This is a genomic window from Endozoicomonas sp. 4G, assembly GCF_023822025.1.
In the GTDB taxonomy this organism is placed as follows: Bacteria; Pseudomonadota; Gammaproteobacteria; order Pseudomonadales; family Endozoicomonadaceae; genus Endozoicomonas_A.
The window spans coordinates 1,448,894-1,471,181 of the sequence record NZ_CP082909.1 but is presented as its reverse complement, the minus strand read 5'-3'; the positions used below and the strand labels follow the sequence as shown (position 1 = coordinate 1,471,181).

Genomic DNA, 22,288 nt, shown 5'->3' with positions numbered 1-22,288 from the left:
CGCAGTTTGTTATTAATTTCGTTCCACGATTTCTTCAAATACCTGGAAATAGGTCGGGAAAGTCTTTGAGGTACAACCAGGATCATTGATAGTAATTGGACTGCCACCAAATGCCGCCAGAGAAAAACACATTGCCATTCTGTGGTCATCGTAGGTGTCTATGGCAGCAGGCTGAACCTGCGCGGGCGGATTAATCACAATGTAATCTTCACCTTCTTCCACGTCCGCTCCCACTTTACGAAGCTCCGTCGCCATGGCTGCCAGCCGGTCAGTCTCTTTGACCCGCCAGTTGTAAATGTTTCGAATAACCGTCTGCCCCCTGGCAAACAGAGCGGTGGTGGCAATGGTCATGGCGGCATCCGGGATAGAGTTCAGATCAACATCCACCCCCTTGAGTTCACCTTTCTCTACTTCAATCCAGTTGTCACTCCAGGTGACTTTAGCACCCATCTGCTCCAGCACTTGTGCAAACCGGGCATCGCCCTGAATACTGGCATTACCGGTGCCATGAACCCTCAACTTGCCGCCAATGGCTGCCGCTGCCAGGAAGTAAGACGCCGAGGAAGCATCTCCTTCTACCATGATGTCGCCGGGGGAAATGTAGGTTTGCCCTCCCTCTACGACAAAGCTCTGGTATTCATTATTCTGAACATTGACACCAAAGCGCTTCATAACCGAAAGGGTAATGTCGATGTAAGGCTTGGAAACCAGCTCACCTTCAATGGTGATAACTGTTTTGTCTGATGCCAGGGGGGCTGCCATCAGCATGGCTGTCAGAAATTGACTGGAGATATCGCCCCTGATGCTGACCTCTCCGCCCTTCAGGCCGGTGCCTGAGATTTTCAGAGGAGGGAAGTTTTTCTCACCCAGGTACTCGATATCTGCTCCGGCCTGCTCAAGACAGGAAATCAGGTCGCCGATGGGCCGCTCATACATTCTGGGTTCACCCGTCAGGGTGTATTCACCTTCCCCCAGACACAAGGCTGCCGTCAACGGCCTCATGGCAGTACCGGCATTCCCCAGGAACAGAGTCAGGCTTTGACCGAAACCCAGCGGGCCAGCCAGACCGGTGATTTGGCAAACAATATTGTTCTCTGACAGTTGGTACTGCACACCCAGCGCTTTCAGAGCCTTCAGCATATAGCGAACGTCATCGCTATCCAGAAGGTTGGTGATAGTCGTTGTGCCTTCTGCCAGCGCAGCAAGCAGCAAGATACGATTAGACAGGCTTTTTGAGCCAGGAATAGAGACCTCCCCCTGTACACGGGAGATAGGCTTTAATACGAGTTGCTCCATTGGACTTCTTAACTGGCCGAATGATAGGAGGCACCGATTATACCTCAACACAGCAATAAATCAGCCGGTGTTAAACTGCCCACAAAAGAAAACAGGCCGCTTTGCGGCCTGTTTTCTTTAAGGTAACGAATCAGTATCAGACAATCCTGCCATGACACTGCTTGTATTTCTTGCCAGAACCACAGGGACAGGGCTCATTTCGACCCACTTTGCGACTTTCACGAACGAAAGGTTCACTGACACCCTGAGGAGGCTGAGAAGGCTGAGACAGTTCACCCTCTTCGCCAGAATCGTCTGCTATGCCCTGAGCCTGATCGTGCTGGAACTGCATACGACGAATCAGTTCCTGACGACGCCGTTCTTCCATTTCCTCAGTTTTATCATCCTGCTGAACCTGGACATGGGAAAGGATACGAATGGTGTCGGTTTTGATATCTTCCAGCATGGACTGGAACAGCTCAAAGGCTTCTCGCTTGTATTCCTGCTTGGGGTTCTTCTGGGCATAGCCTCTCAGGTGAATACCCTGACGCAGGTGATCCATGGTGGCAAGGTGCTCTTTCCACTTGTCATCCAGCACGCGCAACAGGATATGCTTCTCGAAGTTCCTAAGAGGCTCCTCACCCGCCAGCTCTTCTTTCTGCTTGTAGTGAACGATGACCTGGGCCAGAATTTTCTCTCTCAGCGACTCTTCTTCCAGCTTGTCATCTTCATCCAGCCAATTCTGTATTGGTAACTGGATAGCCAGTTCTGCTCCGAGCTTCTGCTCCAGACCCTTGACATCCCACTGCTCTTCAAGACTCTCAGGAGGAATGTGCTGAGAAACAATATCGTTGACCACTTCGTCTCTCATGCTGTCGATGCTCGACTGCACGTTTTCAGAGTTCAGAAGCTCATCACGCTGCTTGTAGACCACTCGACGCTGGTCATTAGCGACATCATCGTATTCCAGCAACTGCTTACGAATATCGAAGTTACGGCCCTCAACCTTACGCTGGGCTTTTTCAATGGCATTGGTCACCATTCGGTGCTCAATGGCTTCGCCTTTCTCCATACCCAGTGCTTTCATAAAGCTCTTCACCCGGTCAGAGGCAAAGATACGCATCAGGTTGTCTTCCAGGGACAGGTAAAAACGGGAGGAACCGGGATCACCCTGACGACCAGATCGACCACGCAACTGGTTGTCGATACGGCGGGATTCATGACGCTCAGTACCGATAATATGCAAGCCACCGGCTTCCAGAACCGCCTTGTGGCGCTTCTGCCATTCAGCCCTGATCTGTTCTTCCTGCTCCTCGCTCGGGTCTGCAACCGCAGCAAGCTCGGCTTCCCAGCTACCACCTAAAGTAATGTCAGTACCACGGCCTGCCATGTTAGTGGCAATGGTAATCGCACCCGGACGACCGGCCTGGGCAATGATCTCGGCTTCTTTCTCGTGGAATTTGGCGTTCAGGACATTGTGGGGAATCTTGGCCTTGTTCAGGGCATTGGACAGCAGCTCGGAAGCGTCAATGGAGGCCGTACCCACCAGAACAGGACGCCCCTGTTCAACGGTTTCCTTGATGTCGGCGATGATCGCTTCGTATTTTTCTTCGATGGTCAGATAAACCAGGTCGTTACCATCTTTACGCACCATCGGTTTATGGGTCGGGATAACAATAACGTCCAGGCCATAAATCTGGCGAAGTTCGAAAGCTTCTGTATCCGCTGTACCGGTCATACCAGAAAGCTTTTCGTAAAGTCGGAAGTAGTTCTGGAAGGTGGTGGAGGCCAGAGTCTGACTCTCAGCCTGAATATTCAGCCCTTCCTTGGCTTCCAGCGCCTGATGCAGACCTTCAGAGAGACGACGGCCCGGCATGGTTCGACCGGTATGCTCGTCCACCAGCAGCACTTCACCTTCAGCGACAATGTACTCGACATTGCGCATAAACAGCACATGCGCTTTCAGAGCAGCATTCACGTGATGAAGCATATTCAGGTTGTGAGCAGAATAGAGACTCTCACCTTCAGGCAACAATCCCAACTTCTGTAACTGCTCTTCAATAAACAGATGACCGATCTCAGTCAATTCAACCTGACGGGTCTTTTCGTCCAGCAGGTAATGACCGGTTGGCTCTTCACCTTCTTCCAGCTCTCCTTCCTGCTTTTTCAGCTGGGGAGCGAGCTTATTCATCTGCTTGTAGAGTTCAGAAGAATCTTCTGCCGGACCGGAAATAATCAGTGGCGTACGCGCTTCATCAATCAGGATCGAATCTACTTCGTCAACAACGGCGTAGTGCAATTCACGCTGAAACTTATCTTCCTTGCGAAACGCCATGTTGTCGCGAAGATAGTCGAAACCAAACTCATTGTTGGTACCGTAGGTAATATCCGCCTGATAGGCTGCCCTTTTCTCTTCAGGAGACTGCTGGGGAACGACGACACCAACGGTCAGGCCAAGAAATTCATAGAGAGCACTCATCCACTGGGCGTCACGACGAGCCAGGTAATCATTGACCGTAACAACGTGAACGCCCTTACCAGTGATGGCATTCAGGTAGACCGGCAGGGTCGCCATCAGGGTCTTGCCTTCACCGGTTCTCATCTCGGCGATGCGACCTTCATGAAGAGTAATACCGCCGATCAGCTGGACATCGAAATGCCTCATACCCATGCTGCGCTTACTGCCCTCTCTGACGACAGCAAAGGCCTCTGGCAGCAGGGCATCAAGACTTTCGCCCTGTTGATAGCGATCCTTAAGCGACTGGGTCCGTCCCCTGAGTTCTTCATCACTGAGACCAGACAGTTGATCTTCCAGAGCATTGATCTGTTTGACCAGCTTGCCCATGCGTTTCAGCTGGCGATCATTCCGGCTGCCGATAATTTTTTTGACTAACGAAGCTAACATAGATTGGTTACAGTCTCACTCTGATTCCGGGGCTGCCTCTCTTGCCGACAATCCCGGGTGGGCAGACAAGCTAAAGAACAGCTGTGTATTCTATGACAATCACACAAAAGTCTCATCCATATTAGCTATAAATCTGGCCTTGAAGGATTAATAAACCATAAATATAAAGCCCAAGATGGTTTTTTATTGACTAACGTCAACGTCAGGAGCCTGTCGGACTTAATAAACGAACAGCAGGGATATAAGGACAGGAAAGAAGTATTTCAAGGGCAGTAAGTTACTTTTTACTGCCAGTTAAAGTTACTTGCTGGCTCGATAAATGTAGCGCTGAGGGTCTACATTCCTGCCATTGCGGATCACTTCAAAGTGAACATGGGGCCCCGTTGAACGACCTGAGCTGCCCACTTCAGCGATAACCTGTCCACGGGTAACGATGTCGCCTTCCCTGACTTTGTTCGCCTGACTGTGGGCATACCGAGTCACGTAACCATTACCATGGTTAATTTCAACCATAAGCCCATAGCCAGAACGTTCACCCGACCAGGTCACAACACCTGCTGCCACCGCGACGATGTCAGAACCATTGACAGCGGCCATATCGATACCTGAATGCCAGGACAGCTTACCGGTAAAAGGATCCACCCTCTGACCAAAACGGGAAGAAAGCCAACCTTTCCTGACGGGAAGACCTGCCACAAAGGCTTCATCACTGATGGCCCTGCTGGAAACCAGACTGGTCAGAACATCAAACTGCTGCGCCCTGTTATCTATCTGTTCGGAAAGCTGATCAATGGCATCAATCAGGGAAGGTTTTGCATAGACCGATTCACCGGAAGGTAATTCTTCCGGCCCGCCGATGGCCGGCACTTCATCAAAGGAAAACTCACCGTCATCCAGCTTGGCGGCCACCGTAAGCCTCTCACCCAGGGCATCCAGCCGGGTAATCCGTCCCTGCAGTTCAGCCAGACGAATAGTCAGAGCATCAATTTGACGTTCAGCAGCAAGACGCACACTTTCAACTTCTTTCTTCTGCCCGCTCAAGGTTACCTGCCACCGCCGCAAGCCCTCTTCGGTCAGAATAACGTCAGACCCCGAATTAAAGAAAAGACGGGCCATTCCTCCACCCAGAATCATGCTGAGAAAAATCAACAAGAAAATCGCCAGTACCAACCACTTACCTGCGACTCTGAACGATTTCGTCCGAGAGTTATCCTGATTGACAACAATGACTTTCATTCAAGGGAACCCTGTACTTCTGATTTCGTCAGCGTAGATCCCAAAAAAGGTCGCCACAGCGACCTTTTTTGAGAAGTAACCCACATAACCCATAAGAGTCAAGCGGTGACCGCAACAGGTTTGAGATAGGAAATCGGTGCCACTTCAGCATCCTCGAATGTCACCACCTCCCAGGCTTTTTCATTCTCCAGCAGAGAACGAACCAGCTTGTTATTCAGCTCATGTCCGGACTTGTAGCCAACGAACTGACCAATCAGGCTATTACCTAAAAGGTACAGGTCCCCGATGGCATCCAGAATTTTGTGCTTGACCAGTTCATCGTGATAACGAAGTCCGTCTTCGTTCAGAATCCGGTAGTCATCAACCACGACAACGTTATCAACGCTGCCTCCCAGGGCCAGATTCTGTGAACGCAGGTACTCAACGTCACGCATAAATCCGAAGGTACGGGCCCGGCTGACTTCTTTGACAAACGAAGTGCTGGAAAAATCGATCTCAGAGGTCTGGGAACGACCTTTGAAAACAGGATGATCAAAATAGATAGTAAAGCTGACTTTAAAGCCGTCATAAGGCTTGAAAGTAGCCGTTTTCTCACCGTCAGTGACGGTCACTTCTTTCTTGATGCGAATAAATTTCTTGGCTGCCTCCTGCTCCCGAATACCAGCAGACTGGATCAGGAAAACAAAAGGACCCGCACTACCGTCCATAATTGGTACTTCATGGGCACTGACTTCAACATAGGCATTGTCAATGCCCAGACCAGCCATTGCCGAAAGCAGGTGTTCAACGGTATCTACCCGGACACCGTCTTTCTGCAAAGAGGTACACAGAGTAGTTTGTCCGACATATTCCGCACGAGCAGGAATTTCCACCACAGGCTCAAGGTCTGTACGGCAGAAGATAATGCCAGTATCGACGGGAGCCGGTTTAAGAGTCAAATAGACTTTCTCACCGGAATGTAACCCCACTCCCGTAGCTCGAATAATATTTTTCAGGGTACGCTGTCTGATCATGATAACGCTATTCCGCGACCTCAAAGGTCCCTGTTATTTGAATGCAACGACCTATTGTAACAAAACTTACACATGACACAACCAGTCATTCACTCAATCAGCCTGACGACGTAAAAACGCCGGTATATCCAGGTAATCCACATTGTCAGTTGATGGTGCCTGCCTGCGGGGCTTTTTTTCAGCTTGCTCCACCTCGGGCTGTTCAGCAGCTTTATTGCGAACATGGGGAGGAATGTCGAGCTCCTTGAGATTCAGGGTACCATCTGGACGGGTTGCCTTGGACCTGGAACCATCAACCACCTTGAGCGACTGCTCCCGTTTATCACCACCGTCTCCGAGGCCGGTCGCAACAACAGTCACCCTTAATTCATCCGTCATTTCCGGATCGATAACGGTGCCTACCACGGTGGTAGCATTATCTGAAGCAAATTCACGCACGGTATCACCTACTTCGTGGAATTCGCCGACAGAAAGATCCAGGCCCGCAGTAATATTAACCAGCACACCACGAGCCCCCTGAAGGTTAACATCTTCCAAAAGAGGGCTACGGATAGCACGCTCGGCCGCTTCAATCGCTCTGTTGCTGCCTGTGGCAGAACCTGTACCCATCATAGCCATGCCCATTTCAGACATAACGGTACGTACGTCAGCGAAGTCTACGTTAATCAGGCCGTCGCGGGTGATCAATTCTGAAATACCCTGAACTGCACCCAGCAGTACATCATTAGCGGCACCAAATGCGTTTAACAGGCTGACATCACGCCCCAACACAGGCAGAAGGTTCTCATTAGGAATACAGACCAGAGAGTCTACACTCTCTTTCAACTGATTCAGACCTTCCTCAGCCACTGTCATTCTACGGCGACCTTCAAAAGAAAAAGGCTTGGTCACCACCGCCACGGTCAAAGCACCCATTTCTCTGGCAATTTCAGCCACAACAGGAGCCGCTCCGGTACCTGTTCCACCGCCCATACCGGCAGTGATGAACACCATATCAGAGCCCGCTAACACTTCAGCAATCCGATCCCGGTCTTCCATTGCAGCTTCACGACCGACTTCCGGATTCGCTCCAGCACCGAGGCCGCGGGTAATATTGGCCCCCAACTGCAAATGAGTGTGCGCCTGAAGGTGCTGTTTTTTCAGAGCCTGAGCATCCGTATTGGCACAGACAAACTCAACACCTTCCAGCCGACTGTTCAGCATGTGGCACACGGCGTTACCGCCACCGCCACCTACACCAACCACCTTTATTACCGCTTCCTGCGGAACATTATCCACCAGCTCAAACATGGCCATCTCCTTTCTATTACCTTAAACAATATATTTTCTGAATAGTCATTACCACAACACCACGATTACTTTCCCGAAAAACCAGCCTGCATGTAATACGATCACTTCTGTTGATGGCACTCTTCAATCAAAATTGACCTTGAAACCATTTTTTCAGCCGATTAAGCAGACCTTCTTCCTGCTTGCTAAAACTGGCTGTTTCCCTTCGCCCATCCTGCTGAGCTTTCAAACCATAATGAAGCAAGCCGACACCTGTTGCATAAATAGGGTTACATACGACATCTGTCAAACCCTGGACAGCCTGAGGCACACCGAGCCTGACGGGCATATGAAAAATTTCTTCTGCCAGATCCACGGCACCTTCCATTTTGGAAGTCCCGCCTGTGAGTACGATACCGGCCGGGATAAGATCTTCAAAACCACTGCGTCTTAATTCTGCCTGAATCAACGTAAACAGCTCATCGTATCTGGGCTCGACCACTTCTGCCAGTGACTGCCGGGACAGTTCTCTGGCCGGCCTGTCCCCGACACTGGGAACCTTGATCATATCTTCCGCCCCAGCCAACTGGGTGAGAGCGCAGGCATATTTAATCTTAAGCTCTTCAGCATGCTGAGTGGGTGTTCTCAGAGCCATGGCAATATCGTTGGTCACCTGATCACCGGCGATGGGAATAACCGCCGTATGTCGTATGGCCCCTCCAGTGAAAATAGCAATATCAGTAGTACCGCCACCAATATCCACCATGCATACACCGAGCTCTTTTTCATCCTCTGAAAGCACTGAATAGCTGGAAGCCAGCTGCTCCAGAATAATGTCGTCTACTGCCAGACCGCATCGCTTAATGCAATTCTCAATATTTTGCGATGCATTAACAGCACAGGTTACCAGATGCACTTTTGCCTCAAGGCGAACACCTGACATACCCAGTGGCTCTTTTACACCTTCCTGGGTATCAATCACATATTCCTGGGGCAGAATATGAAGAATTTTCTGATCCGCCGGAATGGCAACAGCCTGAGCGGCATCAATCACCCTGTCAACATCGGCTCCGGCAACTTCTCTTTCCCTGATAGCAACGATGCCGTGGGAGTTAAGGCTGCGAATATGATTTCCGGCAATACCAGCGTAAACCGAGTGGATCTGACAGCCCGCCATCAGCTCTGCCTCTTCCACCGCTCTTTTGATAGCGTGGACGGTAGAGTCTATGTTAACGACAACGCCACGCTTCAAGCCCCGAGAAGTATGTGAGCCGATCCCGATCACTTCAAGCTGGCCATCGGCGCTTATTTCACCCACGATCGCGACAACCTTGGAAGTCCCAATATCAAGTCCGACGATTAAATTTCCGTTATCAGCCGTTGTCATGGCATTTGTCTTCCCAAACCACTCAAACTGTAATAGTCAGTGCACCGAGCCCATTATTCCAGCGGTGCCATGTAAACGAATTACGACGTTTTCATGGCTGTTTCCAGGCAACCGAAGCCCCATTCAAATAGCGCAAATCAATGCGCTTTACATCCTGCCAGCGATCATCAAGCCTTGCATGGTACAGCCTGATAAAACGCTGCAATCTTTCCATTCTGCGATCACGCCCAAGATTGACTTCAACATGATCCACTCTCAGCCACCAGGAATCCGTTGTACTGAGCTGTAACTCTCGAACGGCGACCCCAAGGGGCCTGATCACCTGACTAAACGCCAGGTATTGCTGCATAATATCCTGAGAACGATCTTCCCGACCTGCCAGCTTTGGCAGCTTACTGAAAGCTTCCAAAGACTCTGGCCTGAAGACGCCTCCATCCTCATCAATTAAAGCGTCATCCTGCCAACGGGCAATAGGTTTTCGCTCTTCCAGCCTGACGATCAGAGTATTCGGCCACTCTCGACGCAGGCTGACTTCTCTTACCCACGGCATATCCAGAACAACCTCGCGCATCGCTTTCAGGTCAAGGTAAAAAAACCGGTTAACCAACCAGGGCGCCAGCTGTTTTTCAACTTCACCAGGTTCCAGATAATTGAACGTGGAACGCACCTCCACCCGTGCTATCGGCTGATTAACCCACATCATCAATGTTGGCCAAATCCAGAGCAGCACTCCGCCCAGAGCACAGATAGCCGTCAGTCCCAGGCAACGCTGCCATGGAATAGAGCGAACCCGCCCTTTATCCCTTTCCCGACTCGCTCCACGACTACGATTACCTGAGACGTCAGATGACTTCTGATTCTGTTTGAACAAGCTCGTCACTTCCCTTTATGCCAACCTCCTTCTGATGAGCCGGTAACAGGGACGACTTCAGAATCTCCAGAACCAATGCATCAAAACTCAAACCCACTGACTTTGCAGCCATAGGAACAAGACTCGTCTCAGTCATACCGGGCACCGTATTTGCCTCAAGTAGCCAGAAACGTCCTCTCTGGTCCTGCATAAAGTCCACTCGCCCCCATCCAGAACAACCCAGTGTTTCGAAAGCGGTCAGAGCCAGGGCCTGAAGCTCTTGCTCCTTGCTTGCCGACAGACCACAGGGTAAGTGATATTGAGTGTTCCCTGAGAGATACTTGGCGTCATAGTCATAAAAAGACTCTGCTGACTCGATTCGAATAGCAGGCAGGGGCTGCCCGTTCAGAATCGCCACGGTAAACTCAGGGCCATCAATAAACTGTTCCACCAGCACAGAGCTACCGTACTCTGAAGCCTGTTCCCAGGCTGGCAGCAGATCCTGCTCCCGATCAACTCGGGTAATCCCGACACTGGAGCCTTCCAGGCTGGGTTTTACAAAAGCCGGTAATATCTCCGCACAGCTATCCAGGTTTTCGGACTGCTCAATCAGCATAAAATCCGGGGTGGGTAAACCAACGGCCTGCCAGAGCAGCTTGCTTCTGTATTTATCCATAGCCAATGCGGAAGACATAATGTCACTGCCCGCATAGGGTATATCCATTTGATCAAGCAGCCCCTGCACCGTACCATCCTCACCACGGGGACCATGCAGGGCGATAAACACGCGATCAGGTTTCTGTTCAACCAGCTGACTAACCAGCCCGTCCACCGGATCAATAAGGCAACAATCTATGCCAGAGGCTTGCAAGGCTTCGAAGATGCGTGCACCTGATGCGAGACTCACCTCCCGTTCAGCCGAACAACCACCCAGCAGTACCGCTACTTTGCCGAATATTTTTCCAAGCTCATGGCTGTCCACAAGCTCAACAAGCTCATGGCTGTCTGTATCAATAACTGTCTGCCCCTGTTTCTGGCTATACATCTTCAAGCTACCCTTCCATCCTGAGTTGTGTCATCCAGTTTTTCACCCAGCTCTGTCGTCAGCCTCACCGCCAAAGCACCAATGTCTCCAGCACCCTGGGTCAGAACAAGGTCATTGTCTTCTACCACACCTTGCAGAACAGTACTCACTTCTTCAGGACTGGAGATAAAAACGGGCTCCAGCTGACCTCTCTGACGAATGCTTCGACAGAGGCTTCGTGTATCAGCACCTGGAATGGGTTCCTCTCCCGCCGGATAGACTTCCATCAAAAGCAGGACATCCACCTGGGACAGCACCTCCACAAAATCTTCATAAAGGTCCCGGGTTCTCGAATAGCGGTGTGGCTGATACACCATAACCAGTCTCTTGTCTGGCCATCCGGCGCGGATAGCCTGGATCGTTGCCGCCACCTCTGTCGGGTGATGACCATAATCATCAACGAGCATTACCCGGGCGGATTCAGCCTGAAAATCCCCCTGCACCTGGAATCGTCTGCCGACGCCCTGGAACTGCCTGAGCCCTTCACAGATCACTTCATCAGGCATACCTTCATCCGAGGCGACGATAAAAGTAGCCAGGGCATTGAGAACATTGTGACGACCAGGAATATTCAGCTCAACTTTTACCTTTTTATTGTCTACCTTTTTATTGTCGTGAGATTTCCGCTCCAGTTCAAAACAGGTCTTCATACCTTTTTGCTGAATATTAACCGCTCGGAAATCGGCCCCTTTACTTTCACCATAAGTGATGACCTGTCGTTTAATCGATGGTAACAGTTCTTGCACGACAGGACAGTCTGTACAGACCACAGCCAGACCATAAAATGGCAGGTTATGGAGAAAATCCACAAAGGTTTTCTTCAGCTTGCCAAAGTCCCCTTCATAGGTCGCCATATGATCTGCATCAATGTTGGTCACAATAGAAACCATCGGTTGCAGATGCAGAAAAGATGCGTCTGACTCATCCGCTTCTGCCACGAGGTAACGACTGCCTCCGAGCTTGGCATTGGTACCGGCAGAGTTCAGGCGACCACCAATGACAAAAGTAGGGTCCAGGCCACCATGACCCAACACCGAAGCCAGCAGACTGGTTGTCGTTGTCTTGCCGTGCGTACCTGCCACAGCAATACCATGACGGTAACGCATCAGTTCGGCCAGCATCTCTGCCCTGGGAACCACCGGTACACGCTGCTCTCTCGCTGCAACCACTTCTGGATTTTCCGAAGCAACTGCCGTTGAAGTGACCACTACATCCGCCCCTTCGACATTACCGGATTTATGGCCAATGAAGACAGTAATCCCCTGATCTTCCAGACGCTGGGTTACCGGTGAGCGCCTGATGTCTGACCCTGAGATCTGGTAGCCCTGGTTCTTCAGCACTTCAGCGATACCGCACATGCCTGAACCACCTATGCCAACGAAATGAATGCGTTTTATACGACGCATTTCTGGTATAGGAGCCACAGGAAAAATCGGTTTATCAGCAAGCATGAGCCACCTCCAGACAATGATCAGCGACTTCCTCAGCTGCCGTAGGCTTGGCAACACTGCCCGCAGCCTCGGCCATGGCAAGCAGCTGCTCAGGATTGCCCACAATATTCTCTAACATGTCCGTCAGACAGTTTTCATTCAGATCTTTCTGCTGCACCATCATGGCAGCGCCCTGGTTGACCAGGTACTGACCATTGACGGTCTGATGATCATCAACAGCATGGGGATAAGGCACCAGTATGGCGGCCCTGCGGGCCATTGCCAGCTCTGAAACCGTCAGGGCACCCGCACGGCAAATCACCAGATCTGCCCACTCATAAGCACTGGCCATATCCTCAATAAAGGGCTCTACCCGACCCTCAACACCCAGAGTACGATAAGACTCACGGGTCGCATCCAGATTATTCTCGCCAGTTTGATGCCATACCTCGATGTAACCTTTAAACCGGGTGAGCACTTTTGGAACCAGCTCGTTGATGGCTACAGCCCCCCTGCTGCCACCGACCACCAGCAACTTTAAAGTTCGGTCATTCAGTGGCGAGGGAATATCCAGATCGGCAATATCTGTTCTGACCGGATTACCCGTCAAAACAAGTTTCCCGGAGCGCTTCATTGAGCCAGTCATGGCACCAAAAGCACCGGGAAAAGCCAGTAATACTTTGCAGGCAATTCTGGATAACACCTTGTTCGTGAAACCAGCAATGGCATTCTGTTCGTGAATCACCAGCGGAACACCCAACAAACGGGATGCGATCCCGCCGGGACCCGTCACAAAACCACCCATTCCCAGAACACAGACAGGGTTGCAGCTTCGAATCACTTTCAAGGCCCGGACCAGTGAAACAGTCAGTCTCAAGGGAGCTTTCAGTAAAAAGCTCAAGCCTTTACCCCTCAGTCCGGTAACCGGGATAAAACTGATTTCAAAACCATGGCGCGGTACCAGTTCGGCCTCCATACTGTTGGCCGTACCCAACCAGCGAACAGCGTAGCCACGCTGCTCAAGTTCCCTGGCGGTGGCCAGTGCAGGAAAAATATGCCCACCCGTACCACCGGCCATAATTAAAACAGTAGGTTTATCAGCAGCACTCATGACACCTCCCTGTTTTTGTTATCTTTTTCGACATTAAACCGCCGTCGTTCATAATCAATTCGCAACAATAATCCAAAAGCCAGGCAGTTGATTAACAGGCTGCTGCCTCCATAACTGATCAGAGGCAAGGCCAACCCTTTTGTGGGCAGTAATCCGGTATTTACCGCAATATTGATCAACGCCTGACTGCTATATAACAAGCCAACCCCATAAGCAACATAGCCGTGGAACAGTAATTTTTTGGCTTCTGCCCGGAAACCGATTTGCAAAGCTCTCCAGGAAATAAACAGAATCAAAGTCAGGACAAAGACTGCCCCAAGAACACCAAACTCTTCCGCCAGAACGGCAAAGACAAAATCGGTATGAGCTTCCGGTAAATAGAATAGCTTTTGCAGACTGTTACCCAGCCCTTCACCAAACCATTCACCCCGCCCAAAGGCAATCAGGGACTGAGTTAACTGGTAGCCACTGCCAAAAGCATTGGCCCAGGGATCCATATAAGAAGCCAGACGAGCCATGCGATAAGGCTCAAAAACAATCAAGCCGGCAATACAACTCACCAGCAGCAGGATCAGAATAATAAACTGCCAGAGTCTGGCACCCGCCAGAAAGATCATACCCATAGAAGCGCCCATCAATACCACAAGCGCGCCAAGATCTGGCTCCATCAAAAGCAGTACGGACGAAACAATAAGAATGGCCATTGGCTTGAGAAAGCCAGTCCATTGAGTTCTGACTTCGTCCAATCGACGAACCAGATAGGCTGCCAGATATACGACAATCATCAATTTAGCCGCTTCTGATGCCTGAAGGCTAAAAGGGCCCAAAGGAATCCAGCGAACACTGCCGTTGACCTCACGACCCACAATCAGCACAGCCAGCAGCAGACCCAGACCACCAAAAAGAGAAAGCCAGCTGTATTTCTCCACCGTTTTAACCGGAACCACCAGCATGGCACACATCAGGAACAGGCCAGCAAAAACAAAGAAAGCCTGCCTGTTCAGAAAGTGAAATGGATCAGAGTAATCACTGCCCGCCACTCCCATGGAGGCGGAGCTGACCATAATCAGGCCTATTACCATAAGCACCAGCACAGCTCCCAGCAGTGGCAGGTCAAGAGCACTGCTACGGTGGCCGGTAAAAGGTGATCTTATTTCACTGAGAAGCTTCTGGTGTAGCGTCATACAAGGCGCTCCCTGACCAGAGTCGTAAAGACATCGCCACGCTGCTCAAAACTCTTGAACATATCAAAACTGGCGCAGGCGGGAGCCAGCAGGACAGCATCACCACTTTCACTGACCTCACAGGCATGGTCTATTGCCGCCGCCAGGTCCTTGGCATATTGAACCGGGATCACACCACTGACGGCAGCATCAATATCAGGTGCGTCACGCCCTATCAGCACAACTTTCCGACCATATTTTTGTAACGGCTGTTTCAGCTGATTAAAATCCGCCCCCTTGCCATCGCCACCGGCAATGAGAACAATTTTTCCGGCAAGAGTCTCACCCAGACCTTCGATGGCCGCAACCGATGCACCGACATTGGTGGCTTTGGAATCATTAATCCATACCACACCCTTTTCTTCAGCCACCCACTGGCATCGGTGAGCAAGGCCGGTAAAGCGTCTCAAGGTCTCCAGCATAGGCGTCATCGGGATGCCCACTGACTCACCAAGAGCCAGGGCAGCCAACGCATTCAACTGATTGTGACGACCCGGTAACTTCATGGCCGCCGCCTGCTGGAGCCTTTCAACCCCCTTACAAAGCCATACCCCCTCTTTATCCTCAATCAGACCATAGTCGTGCAAATCCGGCTTAGCGGAAGTAAACGCTGTTGCTGGTACAGTCTGAGGAAGAAGCGGCACAGTCAGGGCATCCTGTTTGTTGTAAACCGCATGTTTACAACCACGATATATACGCTGCTTGGCCTTGTGGTAGTCCATCATGGACTCATAGCGATCCATGTGGTCAGGACTGATATTCAGGACTGTCGCGGCAGCTGCGCGTAAAGAATGAGTGGTTTCCAGCTGGAAGCTGGATAATTCCAGGATATAGAGGTCAACATTTTCCCTCTCCAGCAGTTCAAGAGCTGGAGTGCCAATATTACCACCGACGGCAACATTCAAACCGGCCTCTTTTGCCATCTCTCCCAGCAGAGTTGTCACCGTACTCTTGCCATTAGAGCCGGTAATGGCAACAACGGGTTTATCCACCTCACGGCAGAACAGCTCGACATCACCAATCGCCTGGGTACCTTTACCGACAGCTTCAGCAATCTCAGGCGTAGCCAGCGCAATACCCGGACTGAGAATCAGCTCATCCGCATCATTCAACCACTCCGGATTCAGGCCACCCAGATGAACAGGGACATCCGGATAAATGGCTTTGAGTTCATCAATGCCGGGAGGGTTCTCCCGGGTGTCCATCACTTTGAACGAGCGTTGTCTTTCAGCAAGATAGCGCGCACAGGACAGCCCGGTCTTGCCGAGACCGACGACTACTCTTGTACGATTTGAACTTATCAATGCTGACACGCGTATTTTTTCCCGTGCAAACTGCGTTAACGAATCTTCAGTGACGCAAGACCAATCAGAACCAGAATCAGGGTAATAATCCAGAAACGGACAATCACCCGGGGCTCAGGCCAACCCTTTAATTCAAAATGATGATGCAGTGGCGCCATACGGAATATTCTGCGCCCGGTGAGCTTGAACGAAGCCACCTGCAGAATTACCGACACCGTCTCCATCACAAAAACCCCGCCCATAATGACCAGTACGACTTCCTGACGAACAATAACCGCCAGCACACCCAGTGCTGCACCAAGCGCCAGAGCACCCACATCCCCCATAAAGACCTGGGCGGGGTAGGTATTAAACCAGAGAAACGCCAGACCCGCGCCGCCTATAGCAGCACAAAAAACCACCAACTCCCCTGAGCCTGGTACAAAGGGAATAAACAGATACTGGGCAAAATTCGCATGGCCACTGGCATAGGCAAAAACAGCCAGTGCAGAAGCCACCAGCACCGTAGGCATGATCGCCAGCCCGTCCAGGCCATCCGTCAGATTGACGGCATTACTGCAACCGACAATGGTCAGGTAAGCCAGCACAATAAAGAAGGGACCAAGATCAATGACGACATGTTTGAAGAAGGGCACAATCAGGCTGGTCTCAACCGGTGATTTAGCGGTAGCGTAGAGGAAAACGGCCGCACCCAGCCCACCCACCGACTGCCAGAAAAACTTCCAGCGTGCAGGCAACCCTCTTGAGTTTTTTTCCACTACCTTACGGTAGTCGTCCACCCAGCCAACAACCCCGAATACCGCTGTCACCAGTAAAACCACCCAGATATAACGATTACTCAGATTGGCCCATAACAGCGTACTGACCGCGATACAAATCAGGATCAAAGCCCCACCCATGGTAGGTGTTCCAGCTTTGCTGAGGTGTGATTGCGGACCATCATCACGCACTGACTGCCCTATCTGGTGATAGCTCAGCCGACGAATCATATAAGGTCCCAGCCAGAGCCCCATGCCCAGCGCCGTAAGCACACCCAGGATAGCCCTGAGTGTAAGGTATTTGAAAACGGCAAAGCCGTGATAGTATTGCGACAGAAAATCCGCAAGCCAGAGCAGCATTATCAGCGCTCTCCCTTATATTCTGATCCCGTCAGGGATCTGACTACATCCAACATATTCATTCCATTCGATCCCTTAACAAGAACCGTGATGGGACAATCCGCCTGTTGCTCTCTGAAACTCTGTATCCGGGTTCTTACCCAGTTCGAGAGCGCTTCTTTATCATAAAAGTGCTGTGCTTGACCGCCATGAAGCTCATTTTTAAACGCTTCAACAGCAGCAATAGACACTTGACCGTAAGCAGCAAAACAATCAATACTTCTGACTGCTGCATACTCGCCCACATCAACATGCCGGGCTTCACTCACGCCACCAAGATCCAGCATATCCCCCAACACCATAATGGTTTTACCCCCACAGTCTGCCAGTTGATCTATGGCAGCCAGAGTGGCAATCGGACTGGCGTTATAACTCTCGTCAATGACCAGAACACCATTCGACAGAGGGTAACGGGTACCTCTTTGTTGATAAGGACGGGCATTTTCCAGCCCTCTGGCAATAATGTCCAGTTCCAGACCGACGGCAGTCGCTGCGGCGGCGGCGCAACAGGCATTTTGAACCTGATGCTTACCCCAGAAGGACAGATTGATGCTCGCCTGCTTTTCAACATCACCCTGAACAACATGCAACCTGAACGTCATACCTTCAGGCACTGAAGACACTTCAGAGGCAAACACATCAGCTTCCCGCTTATTCAGGCTGAAGGACAACACTTTTCGACCAGACTGTTTCAGAGCTCTTTCTTGCCAGCGCTGAAAGCTGGGATCATCGAAATTCAGTACAGCAGTACCGTTTTGTTTGAGCCCCTCGAGAATAAAGCCCTTCTCATGAATCACTCCCTCAAGCGTTAACAAATCCTTGAGATGATTCTCTGAAGCATTGGTGATAATGGCAACATCCGGCTCAGTCAGACGCGTGATGTAATCAATCTCACCAGGAGAACTGGTGCCTAACTCTATCACCGCATGACGATGATCTTCTGCCAGCCTGAACAGCGTCAGGGGCACACCATAGGCGTTATTCAAATTCCCCCGGGTGGCCAGAACCTCGCCAGCCTGCTCGAAAACAGCGGCCAGCATCTCTTTGACCGATGTTTTTCCACAAGTGCCCGTCACTGCCACCACTGGCTCATAAAAGCATTCACGATTAAACTGCCCCAGCCGCCCAAGTGCTTTATCCGTATCCTTAACCTGAATCTGGGGAATGGTCAGCCCCTCAACAGACTCCTGAACCACAACGGCAATAGCACCGGCAGACTCAGCCTTGACAGCATAGGCATGGCCATCAAAACGGGGCCCCTTGATGGCAACAAAAAGATTACCTTGCTCCAGGGTTCTGGTATCAATACTGATACCGGTTATGGTGGCACTATCTATGGTGGCACTATCATCAAAATCATCAAAATCATCAAAATTGCCCGCCAGAAGAGTCCCCTGAAGCACATGGGTCAGCTCAGCAAGGGTAAATGGACGAATCATGCCACCCCCTCGCTGACTGAAGTTACTGACGGCTGCCAGAGATCCAAGGCTTTTCTGGCCTCTTCACGGTCATCAAAATAATGCCTGACGCCATTGATCTCCTGATAATCCTCGTGCCCTTTGCCGGCGATCACAACCATATCGCCAGCAGCAGCCTTGCAGACAGCCTGACAAATAGCATCGGCACGATGAGTGACAGAGGTCACAGGTATACTGGCGTGATCAAGCCCTGCCAAGGTATCTCTGATGATGGCTTCAGGATCTTCGCTTCTGGGGTTATCGCTGGTCACCACCACTTCATCTGCGCCCTTGATGGCAGCGCGGGCCATAAGCGGCCTCTTGCCCCGATCACGATCACCACCACAACCAAAAACACAGATTAATTTTGCAGCGCCGTGCTCTCTCAATGCTTTCAGGACACTCGTCAGAGCATCGGGAGTATGAGCATAATCCACCACAACCACTGGCTTGTGACCACCACCGAACCGTTGCATTCTGCCCGGCACAGTGCTCAGTTGTGGTAGCTTTTCAAGCACCCGCTCCAGAGAATAGTCCTGACAACACACAGCCCCGATAACCGCCAAAAGGTTTTCAAGGCTGAAACGGCCCAGCTGAGACGTTTTCAGCAGGCCTTTACCCCAGGGCGTATCCAGATCAGCCTTAACGCCTTCCCCATCCAGGAGAATATTCTGAGCGGTAATATCGGCTTTATCCGAGGTCAGAGAGAAAGTAAACACTTCAGTATCACTGGCGCAACTGGACAGCATCAGTTCGCTGTAGTCATCATCCAGGTTAATCACCGCTTTTTTGGCACGACCATCGGCAAAGAGCAGAGCCTTGGCTTTGGCATAGTCGTCCATTGTCTTATGATAATCAAGATGGTCACGACTGATATTCGTGAAAACGCCTACTTCAAACGTTAACTGATCTGCCCGCCCCTGATGCAAACCATGGGAAGAAACCTCCATCGCCATAGCAGACACATCTCCTGCCACCAGCTCAGCCATAAAGCTCTGTATCGACACAGGGTCTGATGTGGTATTCAGGCAAGGCTCCAGCTCTGGAGGAACCCCTTTACCCAGGGTTCCCATCACAGCACAAGGCTTACCCATAAGAGAAAGTAACTGCGCAGCAAACCAGCAGGCTGAGGTTTTGCCATTGGTTCCGGTCACCCCAATCAGTTTCAGCTTTGAAGATGGCTGTCGATAAAATCGATCGGCAAGATAGCTAATATGCGCTTTTAAATTTTCGATAAAAATAACAGGCTTGCCAGCCAGAAATTCCGTTTCAGAAGGTGACTCCCGGCCTGAATCAGCGAGCACTGCCGAGGCACCCGCGTCCAGAGCTGCATCAATAAACTTGCGACCGTCAGAACTCAGACCCGGCACAGCCAGAAACAACTCGCCCCCGAGCAGCCTGCGACTGTCGAGAGCCAATCCTGTGAGCATTATATCTTTATCCAGCGGCGCTTGATTCAGCTCCGCCAGCACTTCATTTAAAGACGTCATTGGCGACGAGGTCATGTTCCATCCTGTTTCAATTTTGTCTCTCCAGTCTGCTCCAGACCAGGTCTTTTGGCGGTCAGTATTGGGTCCTCACTGGGTCTGACACCCAGCATCCGCAAAGCCTGACCCGTGACACTGGAAAATACCGGGCCAGCGATCACACCGCCGTAGTAATCTTTTCCTGCCGGATCATCAATGATCACCACCGTGACAATGCGTGGATTTTCTACCGGTGCAATACCGGCGAACAAGCTGACATAACGATCTTCCAGGTAGCCACTGCTCCCCACCTTCTTAACCGTTCCCGTTTTGCCTCCTACATCATAAGACTTCACTGCACCACGGGAGCCTGTGCCACCTTTTTCGACGACTTTGCCTAACATGGACACCACTTTATGAGCCACCTCTTCATCCATGACCCTGATACCATCAGGAGCGACATCACGCTTAATCAAAGAAACTGGCCGGAGTATGCCGCCAGAGCCCAGCACAGAATAAGCCTGTGCTAACTGCAACGGTGTCAAAGTCAACCCGTAACCGAAAGACAGGGTAGCCACCTCAATATCACTCCAGCGATCCCGGTAGGGTAGAAAGCCTGCCCTTTCCCCGGGAAAGCCGGTTCCGGGGCTTTGTCCAATACCTACCCGGCGCAATAGATCAACCACTTTATCAACACCAATATCCAGCGCCATCTTCGCGACACCGATATTGCTGGACTTGGTTAAAACCGTTTCGACATCAATGGTGCCAAAACCCAGGACATCCCGAACGGCGTTTCGCCCAACACGCAGATACCCCAAACCGGTTTCGATCTGGGTATAGCGGTCATACTCTCCAGACTCCAGGGCAGCAGCCACAGTAAAAGGTTTAATGGTTGACCCCGGCTCAAGCAGATCGGTCATAACCCGGTTTCTCATCCGAAAAGGCTGTAACCCGGTTCGGTTATTCGGGTTATAGGATGGCTGGTTAACCATGGCCAGAACTTCTCCTGTCTGGACATCCATCATCACCAGCGAACCCGCTTTGGCCCTGGCCTTTTCTACGGCGCTCTTCAACTCTCGATAAGCCATGTACTGGAGTCTGGAATCAATACTGAGCATCAACTCCTTTCCGGGTTGGGCGCTTTCTACCAATTCTGCCTCTCTGGCAAGATGACCCCGGCGATCTTTCAGCACCCTGCGAGCGCCCTCGGTACCGGTCAACCAGTGATCGTATCCCAGCTCCAACCCTTCCTGGCCTTTGTCGTCAATCCCGGTAATACCCACCAGATGTGCCGTCACCTCTCCCATGGGGTAATAGCGTCGCTGCTCGTCAAGGATATGCACGCCCGGCACCTTCAACGCTTTGACTTTTTCACCCTGCTCCGGTGTCATCTGACGCTTGAGGTAGATAAACTCTTTGGCCGCGTTCTTTTCTACCTTGTTTGCCAACCAGCTTTTTTCCAGCTTCAGGGCGAAGGCCAATTCACTCCACCGCCCCGGAGCCTTAACCAGATCCTGAGGATCAGCCCAGACGGTCATCACTGGCGCACTGACCGCCAGAATTTTTCCGTTTCGGTCAAATATGACTCCACGGTGAGCCGGTATGGACTCGTGGCGGACAGAACGTTTATCACCTTCGTTCTGAAGAAAATGGTGATTCAACACCTGAAGATCAACAAGGCGATAACAAATCACCAGCCCAACTGTGATAAACAACAGCTGCAAAAGCTTGACTCTCCAGCGGTAGGGCATAACCGCCTTCTCGCCAGTCGGTTTTTTTCTGCTGGCACTGGCTGGCCTTGCTGAAGTTTTCACGGCCCCACCATTTTTATACGTCCAGCCTCAGGCACTTCCATGTCCAACTCATCCCTTGCCATTTTTTCCACTCGCACCGGATTGGTCAGGGAGCTTTGCTCCAAAAGCAACTTACCCCATTCAACCTGGGCCATATTCCTGTGCTCGAACGCCTGTTGAAGCTCATTATGAAGCCGCCTGTTTTCATGCCCGACAAAACTCACTGCAATGCCGGACACAAGAACACTGACCAGCAACAGAGCAGTGACTAAATTAGACTTCTGAAACAACGCCAACAGTGGTTCTTTATCCATTTTTTCAGCCT

Annotated in this window: 17 protein-coding genes; all 17 read right to left on the bottom strand. The window is 51.1% G+C overall.

Annotated features, from left to right (window positions below; genetic code table 11):
* Positions 1-12 precede the first annotated feature (12 nt).
* A complete protein-coding gene (aroA, locus tag K7B67_RS05480) occupies positions 13-1,296 on the bottom strand; it encodes a 3-phosphoshikimate 1-carboxyvinyltransferase (protein WP_252179358.1) in 1,284 nt (427 codons plus the stop codon).
* 136 nt (positions 1,297-1,432) lie between these two features.
* Entirely contained in the window at positions 1,433-4,180 is a 2,748-nt protein-coding gene (secA, locus tag K7B67_RS05475) for a preprotein translocase subunit SecA (protein WP_252179357.1), read from the bottom strand.
* A gap of 300 nt (positions 4,181-4,480) precedes the next feature.
* Positions 4,481-5,416: a M23 family metallopeptidase gene (locus tag K7B67_RS05470; RefSeq protein ID WP_252179356.1), complete on the bottom strand. Its 936-nt coding sequence runs from the start codon at positions 5,414-5,416 to the stop codon at positions 4,481-4,483.
* Between the two features lie 98 nt (positions 5,417-5,514).
* A complete protein-coding gene (gene lpxC / locus K7B67_RS05465) occupies positions 5,515-6,429 on the bottom strand; it encodes a UDP-3-O-acyl-N-acetylglucosamine deacetylase (protein ID WP_252179355.1) in 915 nt (304 codons plus the stop codon).
* Positions 6,430-6,522: 93 nt separating this feature from the next.
* Complete coding sequence (gene ftsZ / locus K7B67_RS05460; RefSeq protein ID WP_252179354.1) at positions 6,523-7,719, bottom strand: cell division protein FtsZ; 1,197 nt, start codon at positions 7,717-7,719, stop codon at positions 6,523-6,525.
* A gap of 127 nt (positions 7,720-7,846) precedes the next feature.
* The gene (gene ftsA / locus K7B67_RS05455; protein ID WP_252179353.1) at positions 7,847-9,085 is read right to left on the bottom strand and encodes a cell division protein FtsA; all 1,239 of its coding nucleotides are present in this window, start codon (positions 9,083-9,085) and stop codon (positions 7,847-7,849) included.
* 91 nt (positions 9,086-9,176) lie between these two features.
* Complete coding sequence (locus K7B67_RS05450) at positions 9,177-9,956, bottom strand: cell division protein FtsQ/DivIB (protein WP_252179352.1); 780 nt, start codon at positions 9,954-9,956, stop codon at positions 9,177-9,179.
* A complete protein-coding gene (locus K7B67_RS05445; protein WP_276576718.1) occupies positions 9,928-10,980 on the bottom strand; it encodes a D-alanine--D-alanine ligase in 1,053 nt (350 codons plus the stop codon). Before K7B67_RS05445 ends, K7B67_RS05450 begins: the two co-directional genes overlap by 29 nt.
* Positions 10,981-10,982: 2 nt before the next feature.
* Positions 10,983-12,470 carry a UDP-N-acetylmuramate--L-alanine ligase gene (murC, locus tag K7B67_RS05440; protein WP_252179351.1) on the bottom strand — a complete coding sequence of 496 codons (1,488 nt, stop codon included), beginning with the start codon at positions 12,468-12,470 and terminating at the stop codon, positions 10,983-10,985.
* On the bottom strand, positions 12,460-13,560 hold the full coding sequence (gene murG / locus K7B67_RS05435) for an undecaprenyldiphospho-muramoylpentapeptide beta-N-acetylglucosaminyltransferase (RefSeq protein WP_252179350.1): 1,101 nt from the start codon (positions 13,558-13,560) through the stop codon (positions 12,460-12,462). The genes murC and murG overlap by 11 nt, the downstream gene beginning before the upstream one ends.
* Positions 13,557-14,744, bottom strand: coding sequence for a putative lipid II flippase FtsW (ftsW, locus tag K7B67_RS05430; RefSeq protein ID WP_252179349.1), 1,188 nt, complete (start codon positions 14,742-14,744; stop codon positions 13,557-13,559). The genes murG and ftsW overlap by 4 nt, the downstream gene beginning before the upstream one ends.
* Positions 14,741-16,096, bottom strand: coding sequence for a UDP-N-acetylmuramoyl-L-alanine--D-glutamate ligase (gene murD / locus K7B67_RS05425; protein WP_252179348.1), 1,356 nt, complete (start codon positions 16,094-16,096; stop codon positions 14,741-14,743). The genes ftsW and murD overlap by 4 nt, the downstream gene beginning before the upstream one ends.
* Before the next feature lie 26 nt (positions 16,097-16,122).
* Positions 16,123-17,205 (bottom strand): phospho-N-acetylmuramoyl-pentapeptide-transferase, encoded by a 1,083-nt coding sequence (mraY, locus tag K7B67_RS05420; protein WP_252179347.1) that lies wholly within the window; start codon positions 17,203-17,205, stop codon positions 16,123-16,125.
* Between the two features lie 2 nt (positions 17,206-17,207).
* Positions 17,208-18,683, bottom strand: a complete 1,476-nt coding sequence (gene murF, locus K7B67_RS05415; RefSeq protein WP_252179346.1) for a UDP-N-acetylmuramoyl-tripeptide--D-alanyl-D-alanine ligase — start codon at positions 18,681-18,683, stop codon at positions 17,208-17,210.
* Positions 18,680-20,206 (bottom strand): UDP-N-acetylmuramoyl-L-alanyl-D-glutamate--2,6-diaminopimelate ligase, encoded by a 1,527-nt coding sequence (locus K7B67_RS05410; protein WP_252179345.1) that lies wholly within the window; start codon positions 20,204-20,206, stop codon positions 18,680-18,682. Before K7B67_RS05410 ends, murF begins: the two co-directional genes overlap by 4 nt.
* Entirely contained in the window at positions 20,203-21,984 is a 1,782-nt protein-coding gene (locus K7B67_RS05405; RefSeq protein WP_252179344.1) for a penicillin-binding transpeptidase domain-containing protein, read from the bottom strand. The genes K7B67_RS05410 and K7B67_RS05405 overlap by 4 nt, the downstream gene beginning before the upstream one ends.
* Positions 21,981-22,277: a cell division protein FtsL gene (ftsL, locus tag K7B67_RS05400; RefSeq protein ID WP_252179343.1), complete on the bottom strand. Its 297-nt coding sequence runs from the start codon at positions 22,275-22,277 to the stop codon at positions 21,981-21,983. Before ftsL ends, K7B67_RS05405 begins: the two co-directional genes overlap by 4 nt.
* Positions 22,278-22,288 lie beyond the last annotated feature (11 nt).

What these genes read in the sequence shown, in the direction of transcription:
- aroA (WP_252179358.1), bottom strand. Translation starts at nt 1,296, where the DNA reads ATGGAGCAACTCGTATTAAAGCCTATCTCCCGTGTACAGGGGGAGGTC.
- secA (WP_252179357.1), bottom strand. Translation starts at nt 4,180, where the DNA reads ATGTTAGCTTCGTTAGTCAAAAAAATTATCGGCAGCCGGAATGATCGC.
- K7B67_RS05470 (WP_252179356.1), bottom strand. Translation starts at nt 5,416, where the DNA reads ATGAAAGTCATTGTTGTCAATCAGGATAACTCTCGGACGAAATCGTTC.
- lpxC (WP_252179355.1), bottom strand. Translation starts at nt 6,429, where the DNA reads ATGATCAGACAGCGTACCCTGAAAAATATTATTCGAGCTACGGGAGTG.
- ftsZ (WP_252179354.1), bottom strand. Translation starts at nt 7,719, where the DNA reads ATGTTTGAGCTGGTGGATAATGTTCCGCAGGAAGCGGTAATAAAGGTG.
- ftsA (WP_252179353.1), bottom strand. Translation starts at nt 9,085, where the DNA reads ATGACAACGGCTGATAACGGAAATTTAATCGTCGGACTTGATATTGGG.
- K7B67_RS05445 (WP_276576718.1), bottom strand. Translation starts at nt 10,980, where the DNA reads ATGTATAGCCAGAAACAGGGGCAGACAGTTATTGATACAGACAGCCAT.
- murC (WP_252179351.1), bottom strand. Translation starts at nt 12,470, where the DNA reads ATGCTTGCTGATAAACCGATTTTTCCTGTGGCTCCTATACCAGAAATG.
- murG (WP_252179350.1), bottom strand. Translation starts at nt 13,560, where the DNA reads ATGAGTGCTGCTGATAAACCTACTGTTTTAATTATGGCCGGTGGTACG.
- ftsW (WP_252179349.1), bottom strand. Translation starts at nt 14,744, where the DNA reads ATGACGCTACACCAGAAGCTTCTCAGTGAAATAAGATCACCTTTTACC.
- mraY (WP_252179347.1), bottom strand. Translation starts at nt 17,205, where the DNA reads ATGCTGCTCTGGCTTGCGGATTTTCTGTCGCAATACTATCACGGCTTT.
- murF (WP_252179346.1), bottom strand. Translation starts at nt 18,683, where the DNA reads ATGATTCGTCCATTTACCCTTGCTGAGCTGACCCATGTGCTTCAGGGG.
- K7B67_RS05410 (WP_252179345.1), bottom strand. Translation starts at nt 20,206, where the DNA reads ATGACCTCGTCGCCAATGACGTCTTTAAATGAAGTGCTGGCGGAGCTG.
- ftsL (WP_252179343.1), bottom strand. Translation starts at nt 22,277, where the DNA reads ATGGATAAAGAACCACTGTTGGCGTTGTTTCAGAAGTCTAATTTAGTC.